Below are 22,418 nucleotides of genomic sequence, written 5' to 3' on the forward strand. Positions count from 1 at the left end.
AAGTGCAGAGCATTTATTATGTACTTGTAAGACATCAAACATATTTAAAAGGAGGTACAACAAATGAAACATCCGATACATGTTACTTCAGAAATTGGGGAATTACAAACGGTTTTATTAAAACGACCGGGTAAAGAAGTGGAAAACTTGACGCCAGATTATTTGCAGCAATTATTATTTGACGATATTCCATACTTACCAATTATTCAAAAAGAGCATGATTATTTTGCACAAACGTTACGCAATCGGGGTGTTGAAGTTCTTTATTTAGAAAAACTAGCCGCTGAGGCGTTAGTAGATAAAAAACTTCGAGAAGAATTTGTTGATCGTATTTTAAAAGAAGGACAGGCCGACGTAAATGTTGCACATCAAACTTTAAAAGAATATTTACTTTCCTTTTCAAATGAAGAATTAATTCAAAAAATTATGGGCGGTGTACGGAAAAACGAAATTGAAACAAGTAAGAAGACACATTTATATGAATTAATGGAAGATCACTATCCGTTTTACTTAGATCCAATGCCTAATTTATATTTTACTCGTGATCCAGCAGCTAGCGTGGGCGATGGCTTAACGATAAATAAGATGAGAGAACCAGCGCGTAGACGTGAATCATTGTTCATGAAGTACATCATTAAATATCATCCAAGATTCGCAAAACATAATGTACCAATCTGGTTAGATCGTGATTATAAATTTCCAATTGAAGGTGGCGACGAGCTAATTTTAAATGAAGAAACAATTGCGATTGGAGTATCTGCTCGTACTTCAGCTAAAGCAATTGAACGTTTAGCTAAAAATCTCTTTAGCCGACAAAATAAAATTAAGAAAGTGTTAGCAATAGAAATTCCAAAATGCCGAGCATTTATGCATCTAGATACAGTATTTACAATGGTTGATTATGACAAGTTTACAATTCACCCAGCCATTCAAGGGCCAAAAGGGAATATGAATATTTATATTTTAGAAAAAGGATCAGATGAGGAAACTCTTAAAATTACACATCGTACTTCTTTAATGGAAGCATTAAAAGAGGTATTAGGCTTAAGTGAATTAGTTCTTATTCCATGTGGAGGAGGGGATGTAATTGCTTCTGCTCGTGAACAATGGAATGATGGCTCGAACACATTAGCAATCGCGCCAGGTGTAGTTGTTACATATGATCGCAACTATGTATCCAATACGTTATTACGGGAACATGGTATAGAAGTGATTGAGGTGCTAAGTTCGGAATTATCTCGTGGTCGTGGGGGTCCACGTTGCATGAGTATGCCAATTGTTCGTAAAGATATTTAGTATAAATAACGGAGAAAGTAGGGATGAAGTATGTTAATGACTAGACCAAATTTAAAAGGAAGAAGCTTTCTAGCAGAAAAAGATTTTACACAAGAAGAATTGTTATATTTTCTAGATTTGGCAGCAGAATTAAAAGAGAAAAAGAAAAATGGTATCCCGCATCATTATTTAGAAGGTAAAAATGTAGCGCTCTTATTTGAAAAAACTTCTACTCGTACGCGTTGTGCATTTACAGTAGCATGTACAGATTTAGGGGCAAATCCTGAATATTTAGGGAAAGGTGATATTCAACTTGGGAAAAAAGAATCTGTAGAGGATACAGCAAAAGTGTTAGGGCGTATGTTTGACGGAATTGAGTTTCGTGGATTTAGTCATGAAACTGTAGAATCTTTAGCACAAAATTCTGGTGTGCCGGTTTGGAATGGATTAACAGACATGTGGCATCCAACACAAACACTAGCAGATTTATTAACAATTAGAGAACATATAGGAAAATTAAAAAATGTGAAGCTCGTTTATGTTGGAGATGGACGAAATAATGTTGCTAATAGTTTACTAGTTGGTGGAGCAATCATTGGAATGGATGTACGTATTTGTACACCGGAATCTTTATGGCCTGCACAAGAAGTAATTGATTTAGCAAAAAAATATAACGAACAGGTAATGATAACAAGTAATGTGGAAGAAGCTGTTGCGAATGCAGATGTAATTTATACAGATGTATGGGTGTCTATGGGGGAAGAAGAAAAATTTGCTGAACGTGTGGAGTTATTGAAACCTTATCAAGTAAATATGAAAATGATTAAAGAAACAGGGAATGAAAACGTGATTTTCTTACATTGTTTACCTGCATTTCATGATGTTGAAACGATGTATGGCGAAGAAGTTTATGAGAAATATGGGTTGAAAGAAATGGAGGTAACTGACGAAGTATTCCGCAGTAAACATTCAAAAGTATTTGATCAAGCTGAAAATAGAATGCATACAATTAAAGCGGTTATGGCAGCTACTTTAGGAGACATGGAGTAAAGAAGGAAGGGAGTTTTCCTTTCTTCTTTCTCCTCCTTTAGACACTATCATTCACTATTGCTTTTGTATTGTTATTGCAATTAAAGAGAGGTGAGTGGAATGGGTGAAGATAAGAAATTAGGGTTGTTTACACTAACGGCTCTTGTAGTTGGGTCTATGATTGGTGGTGGAGCATTTAATTTAGCAAGTGATATGGCAAAAGGTGCTGGTGCGGGACCCATTATTATTGGTTGGGTTATAACAGGAATTGGAATGATTGCACTCGGATTATCTTTTCAAAATCTCACTGTAAAACGACCAGATTTAGATGGTGGTATTTTTAGCTATGCAAAAGCAGGGTTTGGTAATTTTATGGGATTTAATAGTGCGTGGGGATACTGGCTATCTGCTTGGCTTGGGAATGTAGCTTACGGTACATTATTGTTCTCTTCATTAGGATATTTCTTCCCGATCTTTGAAGGCGGGCAAAATGTAGCGTCTATTATTGGTGCAAGCGTATTATTATGGTGTGTTCACATGTTAATTTTACGTGGAGTTCAATCAGCAGCCCTTGTGAATTTAATAACTACAATCGCAAAATTAGTACCTGTATTTGTATTTATTGTCATAGGAATCTTCGCGTTTCATATTGATACGTTCTTAGATGGATTTTGGGGGCAAACTGGTTCTTTTTCATGGGGAGCAGTTGGCAGCCAAGTTAAAAGTACAATGCTTGTAACTTTATGGGTATTTATTGGGGTAGAAGGGGCTGTTGTTTTATCCAGTCGAGCAAAAAATAGAAGTGATGTAGGGAAAGCAACCGTTATTGGCTTAATTGGTACACTCATCATTTACATTTTAATCACATTATTGTCTCTTGGACTTATGCAGCAAGCAGATATTGCAGGTTTGAAAAATCCGGCTATGGCTTATTTATTTGAAAGTGTTGTTGGAAAATGGGGTGCTATCTTTATTAATTTAGGTTTGGTCATCTCTGTATTAGGTGCTTGGTTAGGTTGGACTTTGCTCGCTTCTGAAATTCCATATTTAGCGGCTAAAGATGGAGTATTTCCAAAATGGTTCGCAAAAGAAAATAAAAATAAGGCTCCAGTAAATTCATTATGGATAACAAATGGTTTAATACAAATATTCTTGTTAACATTCGTCGTTTCTGATCAGGCGTATAACTTTGCATTCTCTTTAGCATCTTCAGCTATTTTAATCCCATATGCTTTTTCAGCATTTTATCAACTGAAGCATAGCTTAAAGTCTGAAGAAGCAGATCGAAATAAAAATATAATAATTGGCTTGATAGCAAGTATTTATGGCGTGTGGTTAGTTTATGCAGCCGGTTTAGAGTATTTATTATTAACAATGACTTTATATGCGCCAGGTATTTTTATTTTTTACAATGTTCAAAAGCAAAAGAGTTCGAAGCAAATATTTACTCGAGTGGAATTAGCATCATCCGTAGTAATTGGTGCTTTAGCATTCTTTGCGATTTATGGATTAATTACAGGCAGTATTACTTTATAAAGCGCTGTGAAAGCGAAATCAACTGGAGGGCTGGAATATGGTACGAAGAAAAATTGTAGTTGCACTAGGGGGAAATGCGATACAGTCTGGAGAAGCTACTGCGGGAGCGCAGCAAGAAGCGTTGGAAAAAACGGCGGAACAACTTGTGAAAATAATGGAAAATGATGTGGATATAGTAATTGCGCATGGAAATGGCCCACAAGTGGGGAATATTTTATTACAGCAAAAAGCTGCAGAAACGGAAAAGACACCTGCAATGCCATTAGATACTTGTGGGGCAATGAGCCAAGGGATGATTGGATATTGGATGGAAAATGCGATTGAAAAGGCATTGAAAAAGCGGAATATAAATAAAGACGTAGCAACGGTTATAACACGCGTTGTTGTGGATAAAAAAGATGAGGCATTTAGAAATCCAACTAAACCAATTGGTCCTTTTTATACAGAAGAAGAGGCCAGAAGATTAATGGATGAAACAAAAGCAGTGTTTAAAGAAGATGCTGGTAGAGGATGGAGACGTGTTGTTCCATCACCGAAGCCTGTAAGTATTCATGAACATAAAGTTATTAATTCTTTGGTCGAAGATGGAAACATAGTGATAGCTGTTGGCGGAGGTGGAATTCCAGTAATTGATTCTGAAGAAGGGTTAGAAGGAACTGAAGCGGTTATCGATAAAGATTTCGCTGCGCAGAAATTAGCAGAATTAGTAGATGCTGATACGCTCGTTATTTTGACTGCAGTTGATCATGTGTATGTAAATTATAATCAACCGAATCAAAAAAAATTAGAGCATGTCACAGTGAATCAATTAGAAGAATATATTGAAGAACAACAATTTGCTGCGGGAAGCATGCTTCCAAAAATTGAAGCTGCTATTAATTTTGTTAATACAAATCCAAAAAGAAAAACGATTATTACGTCTTTAGAAAAAGTATATGAAGCACTAGAAGAAAAAGCTGGTACTATTATTTCAAAACAGAATGTATGCATGTATGTTTAAATTATTATGTACGCTACTTAGTAGTAAAAAAGAATGGAGTTAGTAACTTCATTCTTTTTATTTATTAATATTTTTTGTGCTCATTGTTCATAAAGTTTTCATGATGAAATCTGAATATATAAGTTAATTATGATAAAATTCAAATTGAATACGCTTTCTTGATTTTTCGCTCCAACATACAGCAAGAGAGAGGGAATTTTATGAATAGACGGAACGTAGTGAAAGACTTAAAGCAGTTCGAATTATTTGCTCATTTAACAGAAAAAAAATTGAAAGGGTTAACAGAGTTTGTTTATTGGCGAACTTATAAAAAAGGTCAATTTTTATTTTTAGAAGGGGATTCAAGGGAAAGAATTTACTTCATGTTAGATGGTTTTGTAAAGTTAGAGCGGGTTAATCAAAATGGGAACTTATTATACGATGACTATGTAAAGCGGTATTCTATTTTTCCTTATGGTGGTATGTTTACAGACAGAGGATATAACTATACAGCAGAAGCAATGACGGATGTGGAGGTATATTATATTCCAACGGTAATCTTTGAAGATATGGTAAAATCCAGCAGAACGCAATTGATGTACGTTGTTCAGCAATTATCATCTATATTAAAATTGAACGAAAATCGAGTGCAAAATATTACAATTCCTAATGCACAAGATCGTGTTATCCAAACGTTAAATTATTTAATGCAGGATTTAGGAGAACAGAGTGGGGAAAAGATTGTAATTTCATGTCCACTTACAACAATTGAAATATCCAAAATATCTGGAACATCTCGAGAGACAGTTAGCGGTGTATTAAAACAATTAAAAAATGATAGCATTGTTACAATTTTAGATAAAAAAATTACAATACATGATCCAACATATTTTGAAGAAATCTCTATGTGAAAATTGTATATTGATTTTTAATTCATACGGTATATTAATAAGGTTCTTTATATATTTATAAGGGACTTTTTTACGTTATCCGCTATAAAAAGATTGTATAGTATGGTAATAATAGCTAAAATCGATAATAAAAAACAAAGTAAAGGGGAGAAGGAATGATTCGCATTGAGTATGATCGATTAGTAGCTATTTGTTACAGTATAGGGGTTTTATTATTATTAAAAATTCCAAATGATAATGAATTAATTGGGGAAAAACTATTCAACGTCTATAGGGTTCCGATACATACGTATGTTTATATGGATTATAAAGTCTCAAATATATTGATTGTTTCTTTCATACTACATGTAATTGCATTTATATTATTTTTAAAATGGCTAGGAAAAAAGGAGTCTAGTACATTTAGAAAAATGAATAAGATAAAAGTAGTAGGTACTAGTATTTTGATTTTAATGATGCCGTTTATTTTAAATAACATCCTCCAGACATTGAATAAAACATGGTACTACGCAGGAAAAACAGGTGTAGAAGCCATAGAATATAAAAAAGATGATAGCCAGTGTAGAGTGGAGAAAAATGGAGAGGATATCGAACGAAAGTGCATCGTTACTTTAAAAAATTATCGTAGTCATTCACAAGCATTAAAAGTTGTTTTATATGATAATGCAAACGAAAATTCAAAAAGTTATCCGGTACCGAAACCAGTCTATTTGCAAAAACACGAGACAAAGCAATTCGAATTTCAAGTTCCTGTTTCTTATAATAGCGGTATTGAAAAAGATAAATTTCCAAATATTAAATTACATTCATTGCATGAAAATGATACGAAATACAATTAATCTATAAGTAAAAGTTTATGAGTAGGAGCAAGAATTTGAAACGATATAGAAAATCAATTTGAATCATCCAACATGCTGCGAGGTAACGGCATATTGGATGATTTTTTATTGTATACCTTTTTACATATGAAAAGGAGGGATACAAAAGAGAAAAATTATCGTAACTATGATGTCCGCTTCTTAATCGAAATGGTATACGACGTTCGCGTGCGTGGACAAGAGCTGATGAGGAATGAGATTTGCTCTTGTGAGAAATAAATAAAGCATAAGAATAAAGAATCTACATAGAGTTCAATGAAAACAGTTGCAAACTGTTCATATTTTGTTATGATAGTGTTACGAAAACGTTTGCATGAAATTCCGATGGGATGCAAAAGGAGAGAAGGACTATGAATAAGACATGGTGGAAAGAAGCAGTTGCTTATCAAATTTATCCACGTAGCTTTATGGATTCAAATGGAGATGGTATTGGAGATTTACAAGGTATTATTGCGAAACTGGATTATTTAAAAGATTTAGGTATAGATGTAATTTGGATTTGCCCAATGTATAAGTCACCTAATGATGATAATGGTTATGACATTAGTGATTATCAAGATATCATGGATGAGTTTGGTACGATGGAAGACTTTGATGCTTTACTAGATGAAGTTCATAAGCGTGATATGAAGCTTATTATTGATTTAGTTATTAATCATACAAGTGATGAACATCCATGGTTTATTGAGTCTCGTTCATCTAAAGACAATCCGAAGCGTGATTGGTATATTTGGCATGATGGTAAAGATGGTGCGGAACCAAACAACTGGGAAAGTATTTTTAATGGTTCGGCATGGGAATATGATGAAGTAACAGGACAATATTATTTACACTTATTCTCGCGTAAACAACCAGATTTAAACTGGGAGAATAAAGAAGTTCGCGAAGTATTATACGATACAGTTAATTGGTGGCTTGATAAAGGTATTGATGGTTTCCGCGTTGATGCGATTAGTCATATTAAAAAAGAAGAAGGTCTCAAGGATATGCCAAATCCAAAAGAGTTAAAATATGTGCCATCTTTTGATAAACATATGAATGTAAAAGGTATTCAACCTTTATTAGAAGAGCTAAAAGAAAATACATTCTCTAAGTACGATATTATGACTGTTGGTGAAGCAAATGGCGTTAAGATTGAAGATGCTGAGCTTTGGGTTGGAGAAGAGCAAGGTAAGTTCAATATGGTATTCCAGTTTGAACATTTAAGTTTATGGGATGCAGAGAAGAAGAAAGACCTTGATGTTGTAGGATTGAAAAAAGTATTAACGAAATGGCAAAAAGGATTAGAAAATAAAGGATGGAACGCTTTATATATTGAGAATCACGATAAACCACGTATCGTTTCAACATGGGGAGATGATAAACGATATTGGCGTGAAAGTGCAACAGCTCTAGGAGCGATGTATTTCTTTATGCACGGTACACCGTTTATTTATCAAGGACAAGAAATTGGTATGACAAATGTTCAGTTACCAAATATTGAAGATTACGATGATGTAGCAATTAAAAATTTATATCGCGAGAAAATTGCAGAGGGCGTACCACATCAAGATATGATGGAGATTATATGGGCTTCTTGCCGCGATAATTCACGTACACCTATGCAGTGGAATGATGAGATGAATGCTGGTTTCACAACAAGTACACCTTGGTTTAGCATGAATCCAAATTACAAAGAAATTAATGTTGAGAAGCAAAAAAATGAAGAAAAGTCTATTTTCAATTTCTATAAGAAAATGATTGCCCTGAAAAAAGAGCACGATGTACTGAACTATGGTACGTACGATTTACTTTTAGAAGACGATCCACAAATTTATGCATATACACGTACGTTACAGGATGAAAAAGTCATTGTAATTAGTAATATCTCAAAAGAGGAAGCTGTGTATAATGAGGGTTCATTTGCACTAGAACGCAAACGTTTGCTTTTAAATAACTATGAAGTTGCGGAACATGAAGAAGTAACAACAATTGCTTTAAAACCTTATGAAACAAGGGTTTATCGCATTTCATAATAAAAAAGGATGCTCTTTGAGCATCTTTTTTTATGAAAAAAAATAAATTTCTATTGCAAAGTGAAAACGCTTTTATTAAAATAGATTTATGAAAACGGTTGCGTAAAAAGAAAAATGATATGAGGAATCGTTTTCATAAAAGGGACAGAAATTATAATTTAAATCATTATGTTGTTATAAATAAAGGGGAGGAAGAACAGATGAAAATTACGTCTTTTGATTTTTGGCAAAAGTTCGGGAAAGCTTTATTAGTTGTTGTAGCTGTAATGCCAGCAGCTGGTTTAATGATTTCCATCGGTAAGTTAATTGGTATGTCTGCTGGGGATGTTAACGCAGTTCATACAATCGCTCGCGTAATGGAAGACATCGGTTGGGCAATCATTACAAATCTACACATCTTATTCGCAGTAGCAATTGGGGGATCTTGGGCGAAAGATCGCGCGGGTGGTGCATTTGCAGCGCTATTAGCATTCGTCTTAACAAACCGAATTACAGGAGCTATATTTGGCGTAAACGCTGAAATGTTAGCGGATTCAAAAGCGAAAGTTTCTTCAGTAATAGCGGGAGATTTAATTGTAAAAGATTACTTTACTTCTGTACTTGGTGCACCTGCATTAAACATGGGAGTGTTCGTAGGGATCATCACAGGTTTCTTAGGAGCTACTTTATATAACAAATATTATAACTATAATAAACTGCCACAGGCATTAGCATTCTTTAATGGAAAACGATTTGTACCATTCGTTGTAATTCTTTGGTCTACAGTTACTGCGATTGTATTATCACTTCTATGGCCATTCATCCAAAGTGGGTTAAATGAATTTGGTCGCTGGATTGCAGCTTCAAAAGATAGCGCACCAGTTGTTGCACCGTTTGTATATGGAACGTTAGAGCGTTTATTATTACCATTTGGTTTACACCATATGTTAACGATTCCGATGAACTATACAGAGCTAGGCGGAACATATACGATGTTAACTGGTTCAAAAGTTGGACAAGTTGTAGCAGGACAAGATCCATTATGGCTTGCATGGATTACAGATTTAAATAATTTACTAGCAAATGGAGATACGAAGGCATATAACGATTTATTAAATAACGTTGTACCAGCTCGTTTCAAAGCTGGACAAGTTATCGGCTCAACAGCAGCGTTAATGGGGATTGCATTTGCGATGTTCCGTAACGTTGATAAAGAAAAGCGTGCAAAATATAAACCAATGTTTTTATCAGCAGCATTAGCAGTATTCTTAACAGGTGTAACAGAACCAATTGAATTCATGTTCATGTTTATTGCTCCAGTATTATATGTTGTATATGCTATTACAACAGGACTTGCATTCGCACTAGCTGATTTAATTAACTTACGTGTTCATGCATTTGGATTTATTGAGTTAATTACTCGTACACCAATGATGGTTAATGCAGGTTTAACAAGAGACTTAATCAACTTTGTTATTGTTTCATTAGTGTTCTTCGGTCTTAACTTTACACTATTTAATTTCTTAATTAAAAAATTCAATTTACCAACACCAGGGCGTGCAGGTAACTATATTGATAATGAAGATGAGGCATCAGAAGGAACAGGAAATGTACAAGACGGTTCATTAGCAACAAAAGTTATCGATTTATTAGGTGGAAAAGAAAATATTGCTGACGTAGATGCTTGTATGACACGCTTACGTGTAACAGTAAAAGACTTAGATGTTGTTGCACCAGAAGCACAGTGGAAACAAAATGGTGCTTTAGGGCTTATTGTAAAAGATAAAGGTGTACAAGCGGTATATGGTCCGAAAGCTGACGTATTAAAGTCAGACATTCAAGATATGTTAGGTGCGTAATAATATGAAATTGCTAACTTTAAACTGTCATTCTTGGCAAGAAGAGAATCAAATAGAAAAGATAAAATACCTTGCTAAAGTAATTCAAGAAGAAGAGTACGATGTCATCGCATTGCAAGAAGTAAGTCAGTCCATACAAGCTGAAAATGTATGCGGTAACAAGAAAAAAGATAATTTTGGACTTTTACTATTAGAAGAGTTAAAAGCGCTACATGTAAAAGATTACAATATTACTTGGGATTTCTCTCATATTGGTTATGACTTGTACGAAGAAGGATTAGCGATTATAACGAAGCATAATATTATAAAAGAAGATACGTTCTTTATTTCAGAAAACGAGGATACAACGTATTGGAAAACGCGTAAAATTGTAAGTACAACAATTGCTTATAATGGTAAGAATATAACGTTTTACTCTTGCCATCTCGGTTGGTGGAATGATGAAGAAGAGTCATTCAAAGGTCAAGTCGATCGTTTGATGGAGCGTGTAGATAGCAATAAGCTCGCCTTCTTAATGGGGGACTTTAATAACAATGCTCGGTTGGAAGGCGAAGGTTATGAGTATATGATGCAAAAAGGTTTGTATGACACATATGAATTAGCAATAGAGAAGGATGAAGGAACGACTGTCCAAGGTGAGATTGCTGGTTGGGATGAAAATAAACATAATTTGCGAATCGATCTAATATTGTGTAACCAAAGTAAAAAGGTTCATTCTTCAAAAGTTATTTTTAATGGTACAAACAGAAATGTAATTTCAGATCATTTCGGTGTAGAGGTTCAATTGGATATATAATAGAAGAAATCCTCACAGAGAATAAAAGCTGTGAGGATTTTTTTTTGGAATACAAGTATTTCCAAGAGAAAATACTTGTATTTTTTATGACATTTCATATATATTTGTTATTATTGAATGTAAAACCGATTTGGTCATTTTGTATTCATGCTTTCACTCACTTCGTTATATAATGAAGTAAGTGAAAGTTAATGGGAAAAAATAGTACGTTTTTGGTTAATACACGATGTAGAAAGTGATATAATTGCAAAATGTATGTATCATTTTCTAAAGAAGGAAAAATATATAATTAGGTGATAACTTCTATGAAACAGATTTGGCGTATTTATAAGACAGATTTACGGAATGTAGCCAAACATTGGGCTGCAATTGTTATTGTTTTAGGATTAATGATTTTACCATCGTTATATGCATGGTTTAACATTAAAGCTTCTTGGGATCCGTATGGAAATACAAAAGAGGTTCCCATTGCAGTTTCTAACCAAGATGCAGGTTCTAATTTAAGAGGGAAAGACATTAATATCGGGAAAGAGATTGTAGACTCCCTTAAGAAAAACAAAAATCTTGGCTGGAAATTTGTAGATGAAAAACAAGCAATTTACGGAGTTGAGCGTGGGGATTATTATGCAAGTATTACGATTCCAAAAGACTTCTCTGAAAAAATTGCAACTGTTCTGGATGAAAATCCTAAAAAACCAGAACTGGATTATTATGTGAATGAAAAAGTAAACGCGATTGCACCGAAGATTACAGCAAAAGGTGCATCAGGCATTACAGAAGAAATTAGTAAAAACTTTGTAAAAACAGCAAACGGTGAGATTTTTAAAGTTTTCAATGATCTTGGAATCGATTTAGAAACAAATTTACCAAGTATCGAAAAAGTAAAAGATCTTGTATTTAAGTTAGAAGCGCAGTTCCCAGAAATGAATACACTTATGGATAAGGCATTAGATGATGCAACTCGAGCAGAAGATGTTGTGAAAGTAGCGCAAAAAGAGTTGCCGGTTGTAGAGAGTGTTATAAATGATGGGCAAGAAGCGTTAGGGAATTTAGATAAATTCTTTGCTAGAAATGATGAAACATTGCAACGTGCTCCAGGAACTATTAAGAATAATTTAATGGTAATGCAAAAAGGTTTAGATGGTGCGGCGGCAATTACGGATTTCTTAAAGAATCCATCATTGGATTTCAATCTGGCACTTCCAGATCCAGCTAAATTCCCAGTGTTGCCTAATATAACTATTCCGCAAGTACCACAAATACCAGAAATTCCAGCGTTACCGCAAGTGAATGGTGAGGGGTATAAAAACATTGCTAAAAATATTAATCAAACTGTAAATAATGTTTTTAGTTCAATACGTGTCGGAACAACTTATGCACAAGGCGTTATAAATGGGTTGCAAAATGGTAATTTTGATCCAGAAAAAGCGAAACAAGATCTTAATAAGGTTTCTGAGACGCTGCAAGGTCGAGCAGATAGTGTTTCATATTTAATTGATGTCTTTACTAAATTTAAAGAGTCTGCATCAACTGATTTTGGAAAAGAATTCTTTCAAAAGAGAATAGAAAAATTAACAAACCTTAAATCAGCTATTGAAAATGCAAATGGTGGCGTTAAAGATATTGCCAATATTATTGGTACAGGGCAAGAAGTGAAACAAGATGTAAGAGATGCTGCTAATAAAAAATTGGATACAATAAATAACTTGGTAAATCAAGCAGAAGCAGATTATAATGCGACGTTTGTAGCAGATTTCGAAAAAGCAGTAAGCACAGCTGAGCAATTGAAAAACAAAGCTGAGAATGTAAAAGAAGATGCGCAGCAACTAAGAGGTAATTTAAATCAAGATATCAAAAAGGCAAATGAGTTAGTAAACCAAACAAATGAAGCGTTAGACAACGGTAGAGAAAAATATGATAAAGCTGTAAATGATTACAGCAGATTAAAAATAGAGCTTGAAAAAGCAAGAGAAGACTTAAGTAACAAAGGTGTTAATGGATTAGATTCTACAAAAGTAGCCTTAAATGATTTGAATGGGCAGTTCAAAGCAAGTTGGAATTTAGTTAATGACATGATTCCAGTTCTGGAAAGTACAAATAAAGTGTTAGCTGATGTGAATAGTGATAAAAACCTTAATGGTACAATTTCTAAGTTAAATAAAGCAAAAGATGGTTTGCAAAAAGGAATGGAGTTAACTGATAAAGGAATTGACGCTATTAATAAAGGTCAAAAACCAGCAGCTGATGTTATTGAAAGTATTAATCAAGTGTCTAAAAGTGTTTCGGGCCAAATTGGTGACATTTTAGCTAAATATGACTCAGAAATCACTCCAAATTTCAATGCAGCAATTGCTCGCACAAAAGAGATGTCTAAAAACACATCTCAAATTTTAAAAGAGGCAGACAAAAAGCTTCCAGATGTTAAAAAATTACTAGAAGATTCATCAAAAGGCTTAGTAGACGGGAAAAAGAAATTAGCAGATATTAAAGCTGAAATGCCAGCTACTGAGAAAAAGATTAAAGAATTAGCAGATAAAATTCGTGATTTTGAATCTGAAGAGGATTTAAAAGACATCATACGCTTATTGAAAAACGATGTTGAAAAGCAAAGTGATTACTTTGCGAATCCAGTAAATTTAAAAGAGAATAAATTATTTGCGATGCCGAACTACGGTTCAGCGATGTCACCATTCTATACAGTGCTTGCATTATGGGTAGGCGCATTATTAATGGTTTCATTATTAACGGTAGAAGTACACGAAGAGGGCGCGAATTATAAGAGCCATGAAATTTACTTCGGACGTTTATTAACATTCTTAACGATAGGTCTTTCACAAGCGTTTATCGTATCGATGGGAGATATATTCTTACTCGGTACGTACGTAGTCGATAAGTTCTGGTTTGTGTTATTTAGTTTATTTATTGGTGGAGTCTTCGTTTGTATCGTATACTCACTCGTTTCTATTTTCGGAAACGTTGGGAAATCGATGGCAATCATTTTACTTGTACTGCAAGTAGCAGGATCGGGCGGAACATTCCCAATCCAAATGACACCAGCGTTCTTCCAAGCGATTTATCCGTTCTTACCATTCACATACGCAATTAGCGCAATTCGTGAAACAGTTGGCGGAATGCTTTGGGATATCGTAACGCGAGATTTACTTGTGTTAAGTGCTTTCGTAGTAGTTATGATCGTTGCTGCGTTATTACTGAAAACACCAATTAACAAATCAAGTGAAAAATTTGTTGAGAATGCAAAAGGAAGTAAAATCATTCACTAAAATAAAAGGTTCCTACCGATAGAGGTAGGAACCTTTTTGTTTAATCAAATTTTAATTTTTTTAATGCTTCTGCGAATGGGTTATTTAATGGTTCTTCTTCTTTTTTCTGTTGTTTCATATATTTTTGAACGTCACGTTTATCGGCTTTGTTTCCAGATTCTTTTTTACGTCGCTCTTGGAATGTTGATAATTTCTCGCGATAGCCACATTTACATGCGAAAATTTGGCCTGCACCCTCACCACGTAATTCTAGTTTCTTTTTACATTGCGGACAGCGAGCGTTTGTTGTACGAGATACATTTTTACGATGACCACATTCACGATCTTGGCATACGAGCATTTTTCCCTTTTTGCCGTTTACTTCTAGCATTGGTTTACCGCAATCTGGACAAGACTTCGTTGAAATGTTGTCATGTTTATATTTTTTATCACTCGATTTAATTTCAGAAACAATTTCTTTCGTATAGTTCTTCATTTCCGAAATGAATACTTCTTTCTTTAATTTTCCTTTTGCAATTGCCTCAAGTTTTTGTTCCCATTCACCAGTTAGTGTAGGTGATTTTAATTCTTCTGGTACTAAATCAAGTAATTGACGACCTTTTGATGTAATGTGAATATCTTTACCACGTTTTTCAATTAAGAAAGAATTGAAAAGTTTGTCGATAATATCTGCACGTGTCGCTACAGTACCTAATCCACCAGTTGATTTTAACGTATCAGCAAGTTGTTTATTTTGCGTATCCATATATTTTGTAGGATTCTCCATTGCTGAAAGTAAAGTTGCTTCATTAAAGCGTGCAGGTGCTTTCGTTTGGCCTGATGTTTGCATAAGTAACTTTACAGTTAATGTATCGCCCTTTTCAATGTGAGGTAGAATCTGCTCTTTTACGTCATCAGTTACATCATCGTCTTCAAATCGATTTTCGTATACTTCCTTCCAACCAGCATGTAAAATCGTTTTTCCGCGTGCAATGAACGTTTCACTACCAACTTTGGTACGTAATGTTAGTTGCTCATATTCGAATGCTGGGAATAAAACAGCTAAGAAACGTTTTACAACTAAATCATAAATTTTGCGTTCTTTATCTGTGAATGCTGAGAAGTTAACGTATCCTTCTGTTGGAATAATCGCATGATGATCGCTTACTTTACTATCATCAACAAATGATTTGTTAGGTTTGATAGGCTTTTGTAATACTTTATGTGCGAAGGGACGGTATTCTCCAACACCACATGCTTTTAGACGTTCTGGAAGTGTTCCAACGATATCAGATGAAATGTAGCGTGAATCTGTACGAGGGTACGTTAGCACTTTATGCTGTTCATACAATTTTTGCATAATATTTAATGTTTCTTTAGCAGAGTAACCGAACTTTTTATTTGCATCACGTTGCAATTCAGTTAAATCGTAAAGACCAGGAGAGAATGACTTCTTCTGTTTCTTATCAATTTCCACAACAGTAGCATTTTGTTTATCTAAACTTTTTACAATACCATCGATTTTTTCTTTATTAAAACTACGGCTATTGCCATTTGCATCTTGCCAAGTAAGTTTGAGCTTCTCCATTGTTTGAGCTTCGATGCCGTAGTAAGTTTGTGCTTTGAAGTTCTTTATTTCATCCTCGCGACTAGCAATCATAGCAACAGTAGGGGTTTGCACACGGCCACAATTTAACTGGGCATTAAAGCGAGTCGTTAAAGCACGAGTTGCATTAAGACCGATATACCAGTCAGCTTCTGAACGCGCAACTGCTGAAGCGTATAAATTGTCATAGGCTTTACCTGGTTTTAAATTTGCAAAACCATCTTTAATTGCTTTATCGGTTACAGAAGAAATCCATAAACGTTTGATTGGTTTATTTATCTTAACTTTATCGATAATCCAGCGTGCGACTAATTCCCCTTCACGTCCAGCGTCTGTTGCTACAATAATTTCATTTACATCTTTTCTAAGTAGCTGACTTTTTACAGCATTAAATTGTTTACCAGTTTGTTTAATAACCGTTAATTTCAAACGCTCAGGTAGCATCGGTAAATCTTCTAAATTCCACTTTTTATATTTCACATCATAGCTTTCTGGATCAGCTAATGTAACAAGATGGCCTAAAGCCCAAGTTACAATATATTTACTACCCTCAAGATAGCCGTTTCCTTTTTTATCACACTTCAGTACACGAGCAATATCTCGTGCAACGGAAGGTTTTTCAGCGATTACAACGCTTTTTGACATATTAAAAACATCCTTTCAAATTTCCATAAGTTAAATATAGCATACATCTTCTTGAGATTCAGTTTCGCTCCATATTTGAGCTGTTTTTAATGGAGTGAACAAAATCCCAACTGATTAAAGTTTCACTTTATCAGTTGCTTCTATATTAAATAGAAAAGTAAAGAACTTGTTATTTTACTAGAATAAGAGTAGACTTTGAAGTAGATGAATAAGAAACACATGGGAGTTTGTGGATACAAACTGAGAGTATGACTAGTCCGTCATTGACCATTTGAACCTGTTGGATAATGCCAGCGTAGGGAGAGTGTAAAAGCACATGTTCAGGCACTTTGCGTACGCGCGAAGTGTCTTTTTGTGTATCTCCCATCATTATAGTTAGGAGATGAAAAGGATGAATATGAAAGAAATTAGTAAAGTAGTGGATTTGGTGAGAGAATCTAATCCGCTTGTTCATAATATTACAAATGTTGTTGTAACAAATTTTACTGCTAACGGTTTGTTGGCACTTGGGGCATCGCCTGTAATGGCGTATGCAAAAGAAGAAGTAGCAGAAATGGCTAGCATTGCTGGAGCGTTAGTATTAAATATGGGGACACTTCGTCCTGAAGAAGTAGAAGCGATGTTACTCGCAGGTAAATCAGCAAATGCGAACAATGTGCCAGTACTATTTGATCCAGTTGGTGCAGGAGCAACTTCGTATCGAACAGAAGTTGCGAGACATATTCCGGCTGAAATCGATTTAGCAATTATCCGCGGAAATGCAGCTGAAATAGCAAATGTTATTAATGAGAAATGGGAAATTAAAGGGGTAGACGCTGGTACTGGACATGGCAATGTTGTAAGTATTGCAAGGCAGGCAGCAGACGAATTAAATACAGTTGCGGTTATTACTGGAAAAGAAGATGTTGTTACAGATGGAGAGAGAACTATTGTTATTCGAAACGGTCACCCTATTTTAACGAAAGTTACGGGAACAGGTTGTTTACTAACTTCGGTAATAGGAGCATTTGTAGCAGTAGAAAAAGATTATGTAAAAGCAGCAGTAGCTGCATTAACATTTTATGGAGTAGCAGCGGAACTAGCAGCGGCTAAAACGGTAGAAAAAGGACCTGGTAGTTTCCAAATTGAATTTTTAAATCAGTTAGCGAATACTACTTCTGATGATATTGAGAAGTATGGGAAGATTGAGGAGTTAAAGTAAGGGGGAGGAAACACACGATGCGCATTGAAACAAAGAAAATGTCTAAGTTATTACAGGTGTATTTTATTATGGGAAGTAATAATTGCGCGAAGGATCCTTTATCTGTATTGAAAGAAGCATTAGATGGTGGAGTGACACTTTTTCAATTTCGTGAAAAGGGAGAAGGGGCTTTAATTGGAGAAGAAAGAGTGCGTTTTGCAAAAGAATTGCAGGCGCTTTGTAAGGAATATAGTGTTCCTTTCATTGTAAATGATGATGTAGAATTAGCCATTGAATTAGATGCAGATGGTGTTCATGTAGGACAAGATGATGAAGGAATTACATCTGTTCGTGAAAAAATGGGAGATAAAATTATCGGCGTATCTGCTCATACAATTGAAGAAGCACGCTTTGCAATCGAAAACGGAGCAGATTATTTAGGTGTTGGACCTATTTTCCCAACGAGTACGAAAAAAGATACGAAAGCGGTTCAAGGAACGAAAGGATTAGCTTATTTTAGAGAACAAGGAATTACAGTGCCAATCGTTGGTATTGGTGGGATTACAATTGAAAATACAGTGGCAGTTATAGAAGCGGGTGCGGACGGTGTTTCAGTTATTTCAGCAATTAGCTTAGCTGAATCTGCGTATGAAAGTACGAGAAAATTAGCTGAAGAAGTAAAGAGAAGTTTGTAGGGAAGGACGTGTAGTATTTTAAGTGCTACATGGAGAAATAGACTGCCCCAAAATTTAAACAAATATTTGATTAAAAAAGCACAAACCTTTTTAAATAAAGGTTTGTGCTTTTTCTTTAAAACATAATTGAAATTAAGAGCATTCCAATTCCGATAGAAGTAAATGTTGCAATTAGGCCCGGAATCATAAAACTATGATTTAATACGTATTTACCGATACCTGTTGTACCAGTGCGGTCGAAGTTAATGGCAGCAACGATTGTTCCATAGTTTGGAATGAAGAAGTATCCGTTCACTGCAGGGAACATAGCAATCAGTAATGCTGGCGGAATACCAAGAGATAGTCCAAGTGGCATTAAGGCACGAACTGTTGCTGCTTGGCTGTACAGTAAAATAGATAGAATGAATAATGCGATAGCAAATAGCCATGGTGCACTTGTTACTAAATGCTGAATGGATCCTTGAATCATATTTAAGTTTCCGTTAAAGAAAGTATCTCCCATCCAAGCGATACCGAAAATAGCAACAACTGCTGTTGCTCCTGCTTTAAAGACGTTACCAGATACAATGCTTTCTACATTTGGTTTACAGAAAATAATAATAAGGGCCGCGATAGTTAACATAACCATCTCAATTGTGTTCGGCATGGAAAGACGAGCTAACTTCCCATCAACTATCCATCCTGGACGAAGTGCTTCAAATGAACCAAGAAGTACAACAAGGAAGGTTCCTACAAGGAAAAGGATAACTGATAATTTGGCGCCCTTTACACCTACAAATTCTTTTTTCTCTTCAAGTTTAGGAATCATTCCTTCGTTTAATCGTTTTAAGTATTCAGGGTCTTCATTTAATTCTTTTCCCATCTTACTAGCAACAAATGCTGCTAACATACAAGCAATGAAAGTAGAAGGAATACTCACTTTTAAAATATCTAATAAAGTGATTTTATAGTCAGCTAACATTGCTAAAAGAGCAACTGTGGCAGCTGAAATTGGACTAGCTGTAATTGCTTGTTGAGAAGCGATTACGGCAATCGACATTGGGCGTTCCGGTCTAATCCCTGATTCACGAGAGACTTCTGCAATAACAGGAAGTACAGAATAGGCAACGTGACCAGTACCTGCACATAGTGTGAATAAATAAGTAACAATTGGAGCAAAAAAAGTAATACGCTTTGGATTTTTTCGTAATGCTTTTTCAGCTAGATGAACAAGATAGTCCATTCCTCCAGCAGCTTGCAAAGCACCAGCAGCTGTAATTACTGCCAAAATCATAAGCATTACATCGATAGGAGGCGCGGTAGGTTGTAAGTGGAAGACAAAAACGAGTATTGCCATACCAACTCCACCCATTACTCCTAAACCAACTCCGCCTAGGCGTGCACCAATAAAAATACAGAGTAACAAGGTAAGAAATTGTAGCCAAAACATGATAAACTACCTCCGAAATTCATTAGTTAAGATATATTCGAATAGTTTAATTTGAATGAAAATTAAATAAATACCCGAAGAAATCCTTGTTATTAATACATTTTTTATTATATAACACAAAAAAAGTAACATTCACGTACTTTTTGAAATTATTTTGAAAAAACAATGCGTTAAAAATTTGTATTTATATCTCTAAATAAGTAGACATTTTGATTTATATGTTGTAATCTTTGAAAGAGAATAAATTAATTCTCATAGAACTCCCATATCGTTCAACTCGTTCAGCGAGAAAGGCAAACTGATGGAAACATGAGGACGCAAAACTACAGGAGCTAAGGTCGAAAGGCTATGCTAGCCAGTTACCGGACGGATAGGGTTGGTCTTTGCCAATGCTTTTACATTGGCTTTTTTTTATTCTCGAACATATTGAGAAACATTTTTAAACAAAATATTCATATATTTTGTTTTTTTTGTTTATGTTAGTTAAGGAAGGTGGATATTAATGAAAAAATATTGGCATAAGTTATCGTTCCTTCAAAAGAACGTCTTATTAACCGTACTAGTTATTTTGACGCTTGTTGGAAGTATGGGTGCGTTAAGTTTCAACATGTTTCAAAATAGTATGATGTCTTTATTTGAAAGGCAGTCTATTGAAACAGGAGAAATAGTATTAAAAAAATTGGATTTAGAGTTAGTTAGAGACATGGCGAAAGATCCTACAGCCGAAAAAGTGAAAAAAGAAAAGTTAACAGAGAAATTAGATGAAGTTTCAAAAGAATTGAAAAGTGTTGGACAAACGTATGTTACAGGAGCAAAGCCGAATGAAAAGCGAGAATTAAAACTCGTTGGTTTGACTACAGAGTTAACAAATGCATTCCCTATAAAGACGGGAGATTATTATGAACAACCCGCTCATTGGATGAAGGCATACGATAAAGTGATTGATACGAAAAAGGCACAAATGACAGAAGTATATGAAGATGAAATAGGTTCGTGGGTGACAATATTAGAACCAATTACGGATGGAGAAAACAATATTGTTGCAATTATTGCGGCTGACCTAGATGCTTCCATTGTTCCTATTACAAAAGAGAAGTTTATGATACAGGGCTTACTCTTTATCATTATTTCATTAGCAATTGCGACTATTACTCAATTCTTTATCGTGCGTCACTCGCTAGCTCCATTAAAAGATTTACGAGAAGGGTTACGTAAAATTGGTGAAGGAGACTTAAGTATTAAATTAAAAGAAAGACCAGATGATATTGGAATTATTAATGTTTATTTCAATAACACGATTGAAAAATTTAAAGGGATTATAGATAAAGTAAGGCAAACTGCTGAGCAAGTTTCTTCTTCTTCGCAAGAGTTGTCAGCGAGTACAGAGGAAAATAGCATGGCAGTTCAAGAGATTGCAAGTTCTATTGAAGGTTTAAGAGTAGGGGCACAGTCTCAAAAAACGTCAGTACAACAATGTTTAGGAATTGTACATGGAATGGAAGATAAGGTAGAAGAGATAACTGGGGCTGCAAAACAAGTTGCAGTTGCTTCTGAAGGTATGGAGCAACATTCAATTGAAGGTAATGAAGTGATTGGACAAATTATTAATCAAATGAGTTTAATCCAAAATGCAGTACAAGATTTATCTTCCATCATTTATTCGTTAGAAACAAGGTCAAAAGAAATTAGTGATATCGTAACTGTAATTACAGGTATTTCAAATCAAACAAATCTATTAGCGTTAAATGCTTCTATTGAGGCTTCACGTGCTGGAGCAGCTGGAAGAGGGTTTGCGGTTGTTGCTGATGAAGTACGAAAATTAGCAGAACAAACTGAAGCGTCTGCAAAAGATATAGCGAAATTAATTGGTGAAACACAAGCTGAGACAGAAGATGCTGTAGTTTCCATGCAAAAAGGTTCAAAAGAAGTAGAAACTGGAATTTCACTTGTTCAAAGTAGTGGAGATTTCTTTGAAAAAATTTCAAAATCAGCGCAATCTGTTACAGATCAAGTAAAAGCTGTTTCTGGTAATTCGAGTGACATTTTACAAAATAGCCAAAATATTGTTCAAGTTGTAAATGAATTATCGCATATTGCAAATACTTATGCCAACAGCAGTAGTAATGTTGAAGAAAGCATGAAAGAGCAAGAAATATCAGTACAAGATATTGCAGAATTAGCGACTTCTTTAAGTTGGCTTTCTCAGGAATTACAAGAGCTAATTGGTGAGTTTAAAAGTGAATAAGAAGAAAGATCAATTCTAATCAAAGGGGGATCCCCCTTTGATTATGAATTGAACGAATCTGCCCGTTAATAAGGGATGAAAAAGGTGTGAATTTTCACACC

The 22,418-nt window shown here is 34.8% G+C and carries 15 protein-coding genes and 2 riboswitches; of the genes, 13 read left to right on the plus strand and 2 right to left on the minus strand.

Annotation, left to right across the window (positions count from 1 at the left end; translation table 11 throughout):
* Positions 1–63: 63 nt before the first annotated feature.
* From arcA to AXW78_RS02075, 10 genes are all read left to right on the plus strand, one after another.
* On the plus strand, positions 64–1,296 hold the full coding sequence (gene arcA, locus AXW78_RS02030; protein ID WP_061883734.1) for an arginine deiminase: 1,233 nt from the start codon (positions 64–66) through the stop codon (positions 1,294–1,296).
* A 30-nt stretch (positions 1,297–1,326) separates the two neighbouring features.
* Complete coding sequence (argF, locus tag AXW78_RS02035; RefSeq protein WP_000930300.1) at positions 1,327–2,325, plus strand: ornithine carbamoyltransferase; 999 nt, start codon at positions 1,327–1,329, stop codon at positions 2,323–2,325.
* A gap of 99 nt (positions 2,326–2,424) precedes the next feature.
* Positions 2,425–3,840, plus strand: coding sequence for an arginine-ornithine antiporter (gene arcD, locus AXW78_RS02040; protein ID WP_061883735.1), 1,416 nt, complete (start codon positions 2,425–2,427; stop codon positions 3,838–3,840).
* A gap of 37 nt (positions 3,841–3,877) precedes the next feature.
* Positions 3,878–4,840 carry a carbamate kinase gene (gene arcC / locus AXW78_RS02045; RefSeq protein ID WP_000252340.1) on the plus strand — a complete coding sequence of 321 codons (963 nt, stop codon included), beginning with the start codon at positions 3,878–3,880 and terminating at the stop codon, positions 4,838–4,840.
* Between the two features lie 200 nt (positions 4,841–5,040).
* Positions 5,041–5,730: a Crp/Fnr family transcriptional regulator gene (locus tag AXW78_RS02050; protein WP_001081904.1), complete on the plus strand. Its 690-nt coding sequence runs from the start codon at positions 5,041–5,043 to the stop codon at positions 5,728–5,730.
* A 155-nt stretch (positions 5,731–5,885) separates the two neighbouring features.
* The gene (locus tag AXW78_RS02055) at positions 5,886–6,569 is read left to right on the plus strand and encodes a hypothetical protein (RefSeq protein WP_000619197.1); all 684 of its coding nucleotides are present in this window, start codon (positions 5,886–5,888) and stop codon (positions 6,567–6,569) included.
* Between the two features lie 389 nt (positions 6,570–6,958).
* The gene (locus AXW78_RS02060; RefSeq protein ID WP_061883736.1) at positions 6,959–8,623 is read left to right on the plus strand and encodes a glycoside hydrolase family 13 protein; all 1,665 of its coding nucleotides are present in this window, start codon (positions 6,959–6,961) and stop codon (positions 8,621–8,623) included.
* Positions 8,624–8,823: 200 nt separating this feature from the next.
* Positions 8,824–10,461 carry a PTS transporter subunit IIBC gene (locus AXW78_RS02065; protein WP_000705560.1) on the plus strand — a complete coding sequence of 546 codons (1,638 nt, stop codon included), beginning with the start codon at positions 8,824–8,826 and terminating at the stop codon, positions 10,459–10,461.
* A gap of 4 nt (positions 10,462–10,465) precedes the next feature.
* Positions 10,466–11,257, plus strand: coding sequence for an endonuclease/exonuclease/phosphatase family protein (locus AXW78_RS02070; protein WP_046945086.1), 792 nt, complete (start codon positions 10,466–10,468; stop codon positions 11,255–11,257).
* 305 nt (positions 11,258–11,562) lie between these two features.
* Complete coding sequence (locus AXW78_RS02075; RefSeq protein WP_061883737.1) at positions 11,563–14,538, plus strand: YhgE/Pip domain-containing protein; 2,976 nt, start codon at positions 11,563–11,565, stop codon at positions 14,536–14,538.
* A gap of 40 nt (positions 14,539–14,578) precedes the next feature.
* Here the strand turns inward: AXW78_RS02075 and topB are convergent, their stop codons facing one another.
* Positions 14,579–16,768 (minus strand): DNA topoisomerase III, encoded by a 2,190-nt coding sequence (gene topB, locus AXW78_RS02080; RefSeq protein WP_000047287.1) that lies wholly within the window; start codon positions 16,766–16,768, stop codon positions 14,579–14,581.
* A gap of 209 nt (positions 16,769–16,977) precedes the next feature.
* Positions 16,978–17,087: riboswitch (TPP riboswitch) on the plus strand.
* Positions 17,088–17,159: 72 nt separating this feature from the next.
* Here topB and thiM point away from each other — a divergent pair.
* Together thiM and thiE are read left to right on the plus strand one after the other, a co-directional pair.
* Entirely contained in the window at positions 17,160–17,969 is an 810-nt protein-coding gene (gene thiM / locus AXW78_RS02085) for a hydroxyethylthiazole kinase (protein WP_001056091.1), read from the plus strand.
* Between the two features lie 17 nt (positions 17,970–17,986).
* Positions 17,987–18,643 (plus strand): thiamine phosphate synthase, encoded by a 657-nt coding sequence (gene thiE, locus AXW78_RS02090; RefSeq protein ID WP_001217745.1) that lies wholly within the window; start codon positions 17,987–17,989, stop codon positions 18,641–18,643.
* A gap of 115 nt (positions 18,644–18,758) precedes the next feature.
* Here thiE and AXW78_RS02095 read toward each other — a convergent pair whose 3' ends face one another.
* The gene (locus tag AXW78_RS02095) at positions 18,759–20,072 is read right to left on the minus strand and encodes an anaerobic C4-dicarboxylate transporter family protein (RefSeq protein ID WP_000498707.1); all 1,314 of its coding nucleotides are present in this window, start codon (positions 20,070–20,072) and stop codon (positions 18,759–18,761) included.
* A gap of 282 nt (positions 20,073–20,354) precedes the next feature.
* Positions 20,355–20,439, plus strand: a riboswitch (cyclic di-GMP riboswitch).
* 135 nt (positions 20,440–20,574) lie between these two features.
* On the opposite strand from AXW78_RS02095, the gene AXW78_RS02100 reads away from it, so the two are divergent.
* Complete coding sequence (locus AXW78_RS02100; protein WP_000761074.1) at positions 20,575–22,317, plus strand: methyl-accepting chemotaxis protein; 1,743 nt, start codon at positions 20,575–20,577, stop codon at positions 22,315–22,317.
* The last annotated feature ends 101 nt before the right edge of the window (positions 22,318–22,418 follow it).

This window comes from Bacillus thuringiensis (genome assembly GCF_001595725.1).
GTDB classification, from domain to species: domain Bacteria; phylum Bacillota; class Bacilli; order Bacillales; family Bacillaceae_G; genus Bacillus_A; species Bacillus_A thuringiensis_K.

Excerpts from the sequence above, each read along its gene's own strand:
- arcC (WP_000252340.1), top strand. The coding sequence starts at position 3,878 with ATGGTACGAAGAAAAATTGTAGTTGCACTAGGGGGAAATGCGATACAG.
- arcD (WP_061883735.1), top strand. The coding sequence starts at position 2,425 with ATGGGTGAAGATAAGAAATTAGGGTTGTTTACACTAACGGCTCTTGTA.
- AXW78_RS02065 (WP_000705560.1), top strand. The coding sequence starts at position 8,824 with ATGAAAATTACGTCTTTTGATTTTTGGCAAAAGTTCGGGAAAGCTTTA.
- AXW78_RS02095 (WP_000498707.1), bottom strand. The coding sequence starts at position 20,072 with ATGTTTTGGCTACAATTTCTTACCTTGTTACTCTGTATTTTTATTGGT.
- thiE (WP_001217745.1), top strand. The coding sequence starts at position 17,987 with ATGCGCATTGAAACAAAGAAAATGTCTAAGTTATTACAGGTGTATTTT.
- arcA (WP_061883734.1), top strand. The coding sequence starts at position 64 with ATGAAACATCCGATACATGTTACTTCAGAAATTGGGGAATTACAAACG.
- argF (WP_000930300.1), top strand. The coding sequence starts at position 1,327 with ATGTTAATGACTAGACCAAATTTAAAAGGAAGAAGCTTTCTAGCAGAA.
- topB (WP_000047287.1), bottom strand. The coding sequence starts at position 16,768 with ATGTCAAAAAGCGTTGTAATCGCTGAAAAACCTTCCGTTGCACGAGAT.
- thiM (WP_001056091.1), top strand. The coding sequence starts at position 17,160 with ATGAATATGAAAGAAATTAGTAAAGTAGTGGATTTGGTGAGAGAATCT.
- AXW78_RS02060 (WP_061883736.1), top strand. The coding sequence starts at position 6,959 with ATGAATAAGACATGGTGGAAAGAAGCAGTTGCTTATCAAATTTATCCA.
- AXW78_RS02050 (WP_001081904.1), top strand. The coding sequence starts at position 5,041 with ATGAATAGACGGAACGTAGTGAAAGACTTAAAGCAGTTCGAATTATTT.
- AXW78_RS02055 (WP_000619197.1), top strand. The coding sequence starts at position 5,886 with ATGATTCGCATTGAGTATGATCGATTAGTAGCTATTTGTTACAGTATA.
- AXW78_RS02100 (WP_000761074.1), top strand. The coding sequence starts at position 20,575 with ATGAAAAAATATTGGCATAAGTTATCGTTCCTTCAAAAGAACGTCTTA.
- AXW78_RS02070 (WP_046945086.1), top strand. The coding sequence starts at position 10,466 with ATGAAATTGCTAACTTTAAACTGTCATTCTTGGCAAGAAGAGAATCAA.
- AXW78_RS02075 (WP_061883737.1), top strand. The coding sequence starts at position 11,563 with ATGAAACAGATTTGGCGTATTTATAAGACAGATTTACGGAATGTAGCC.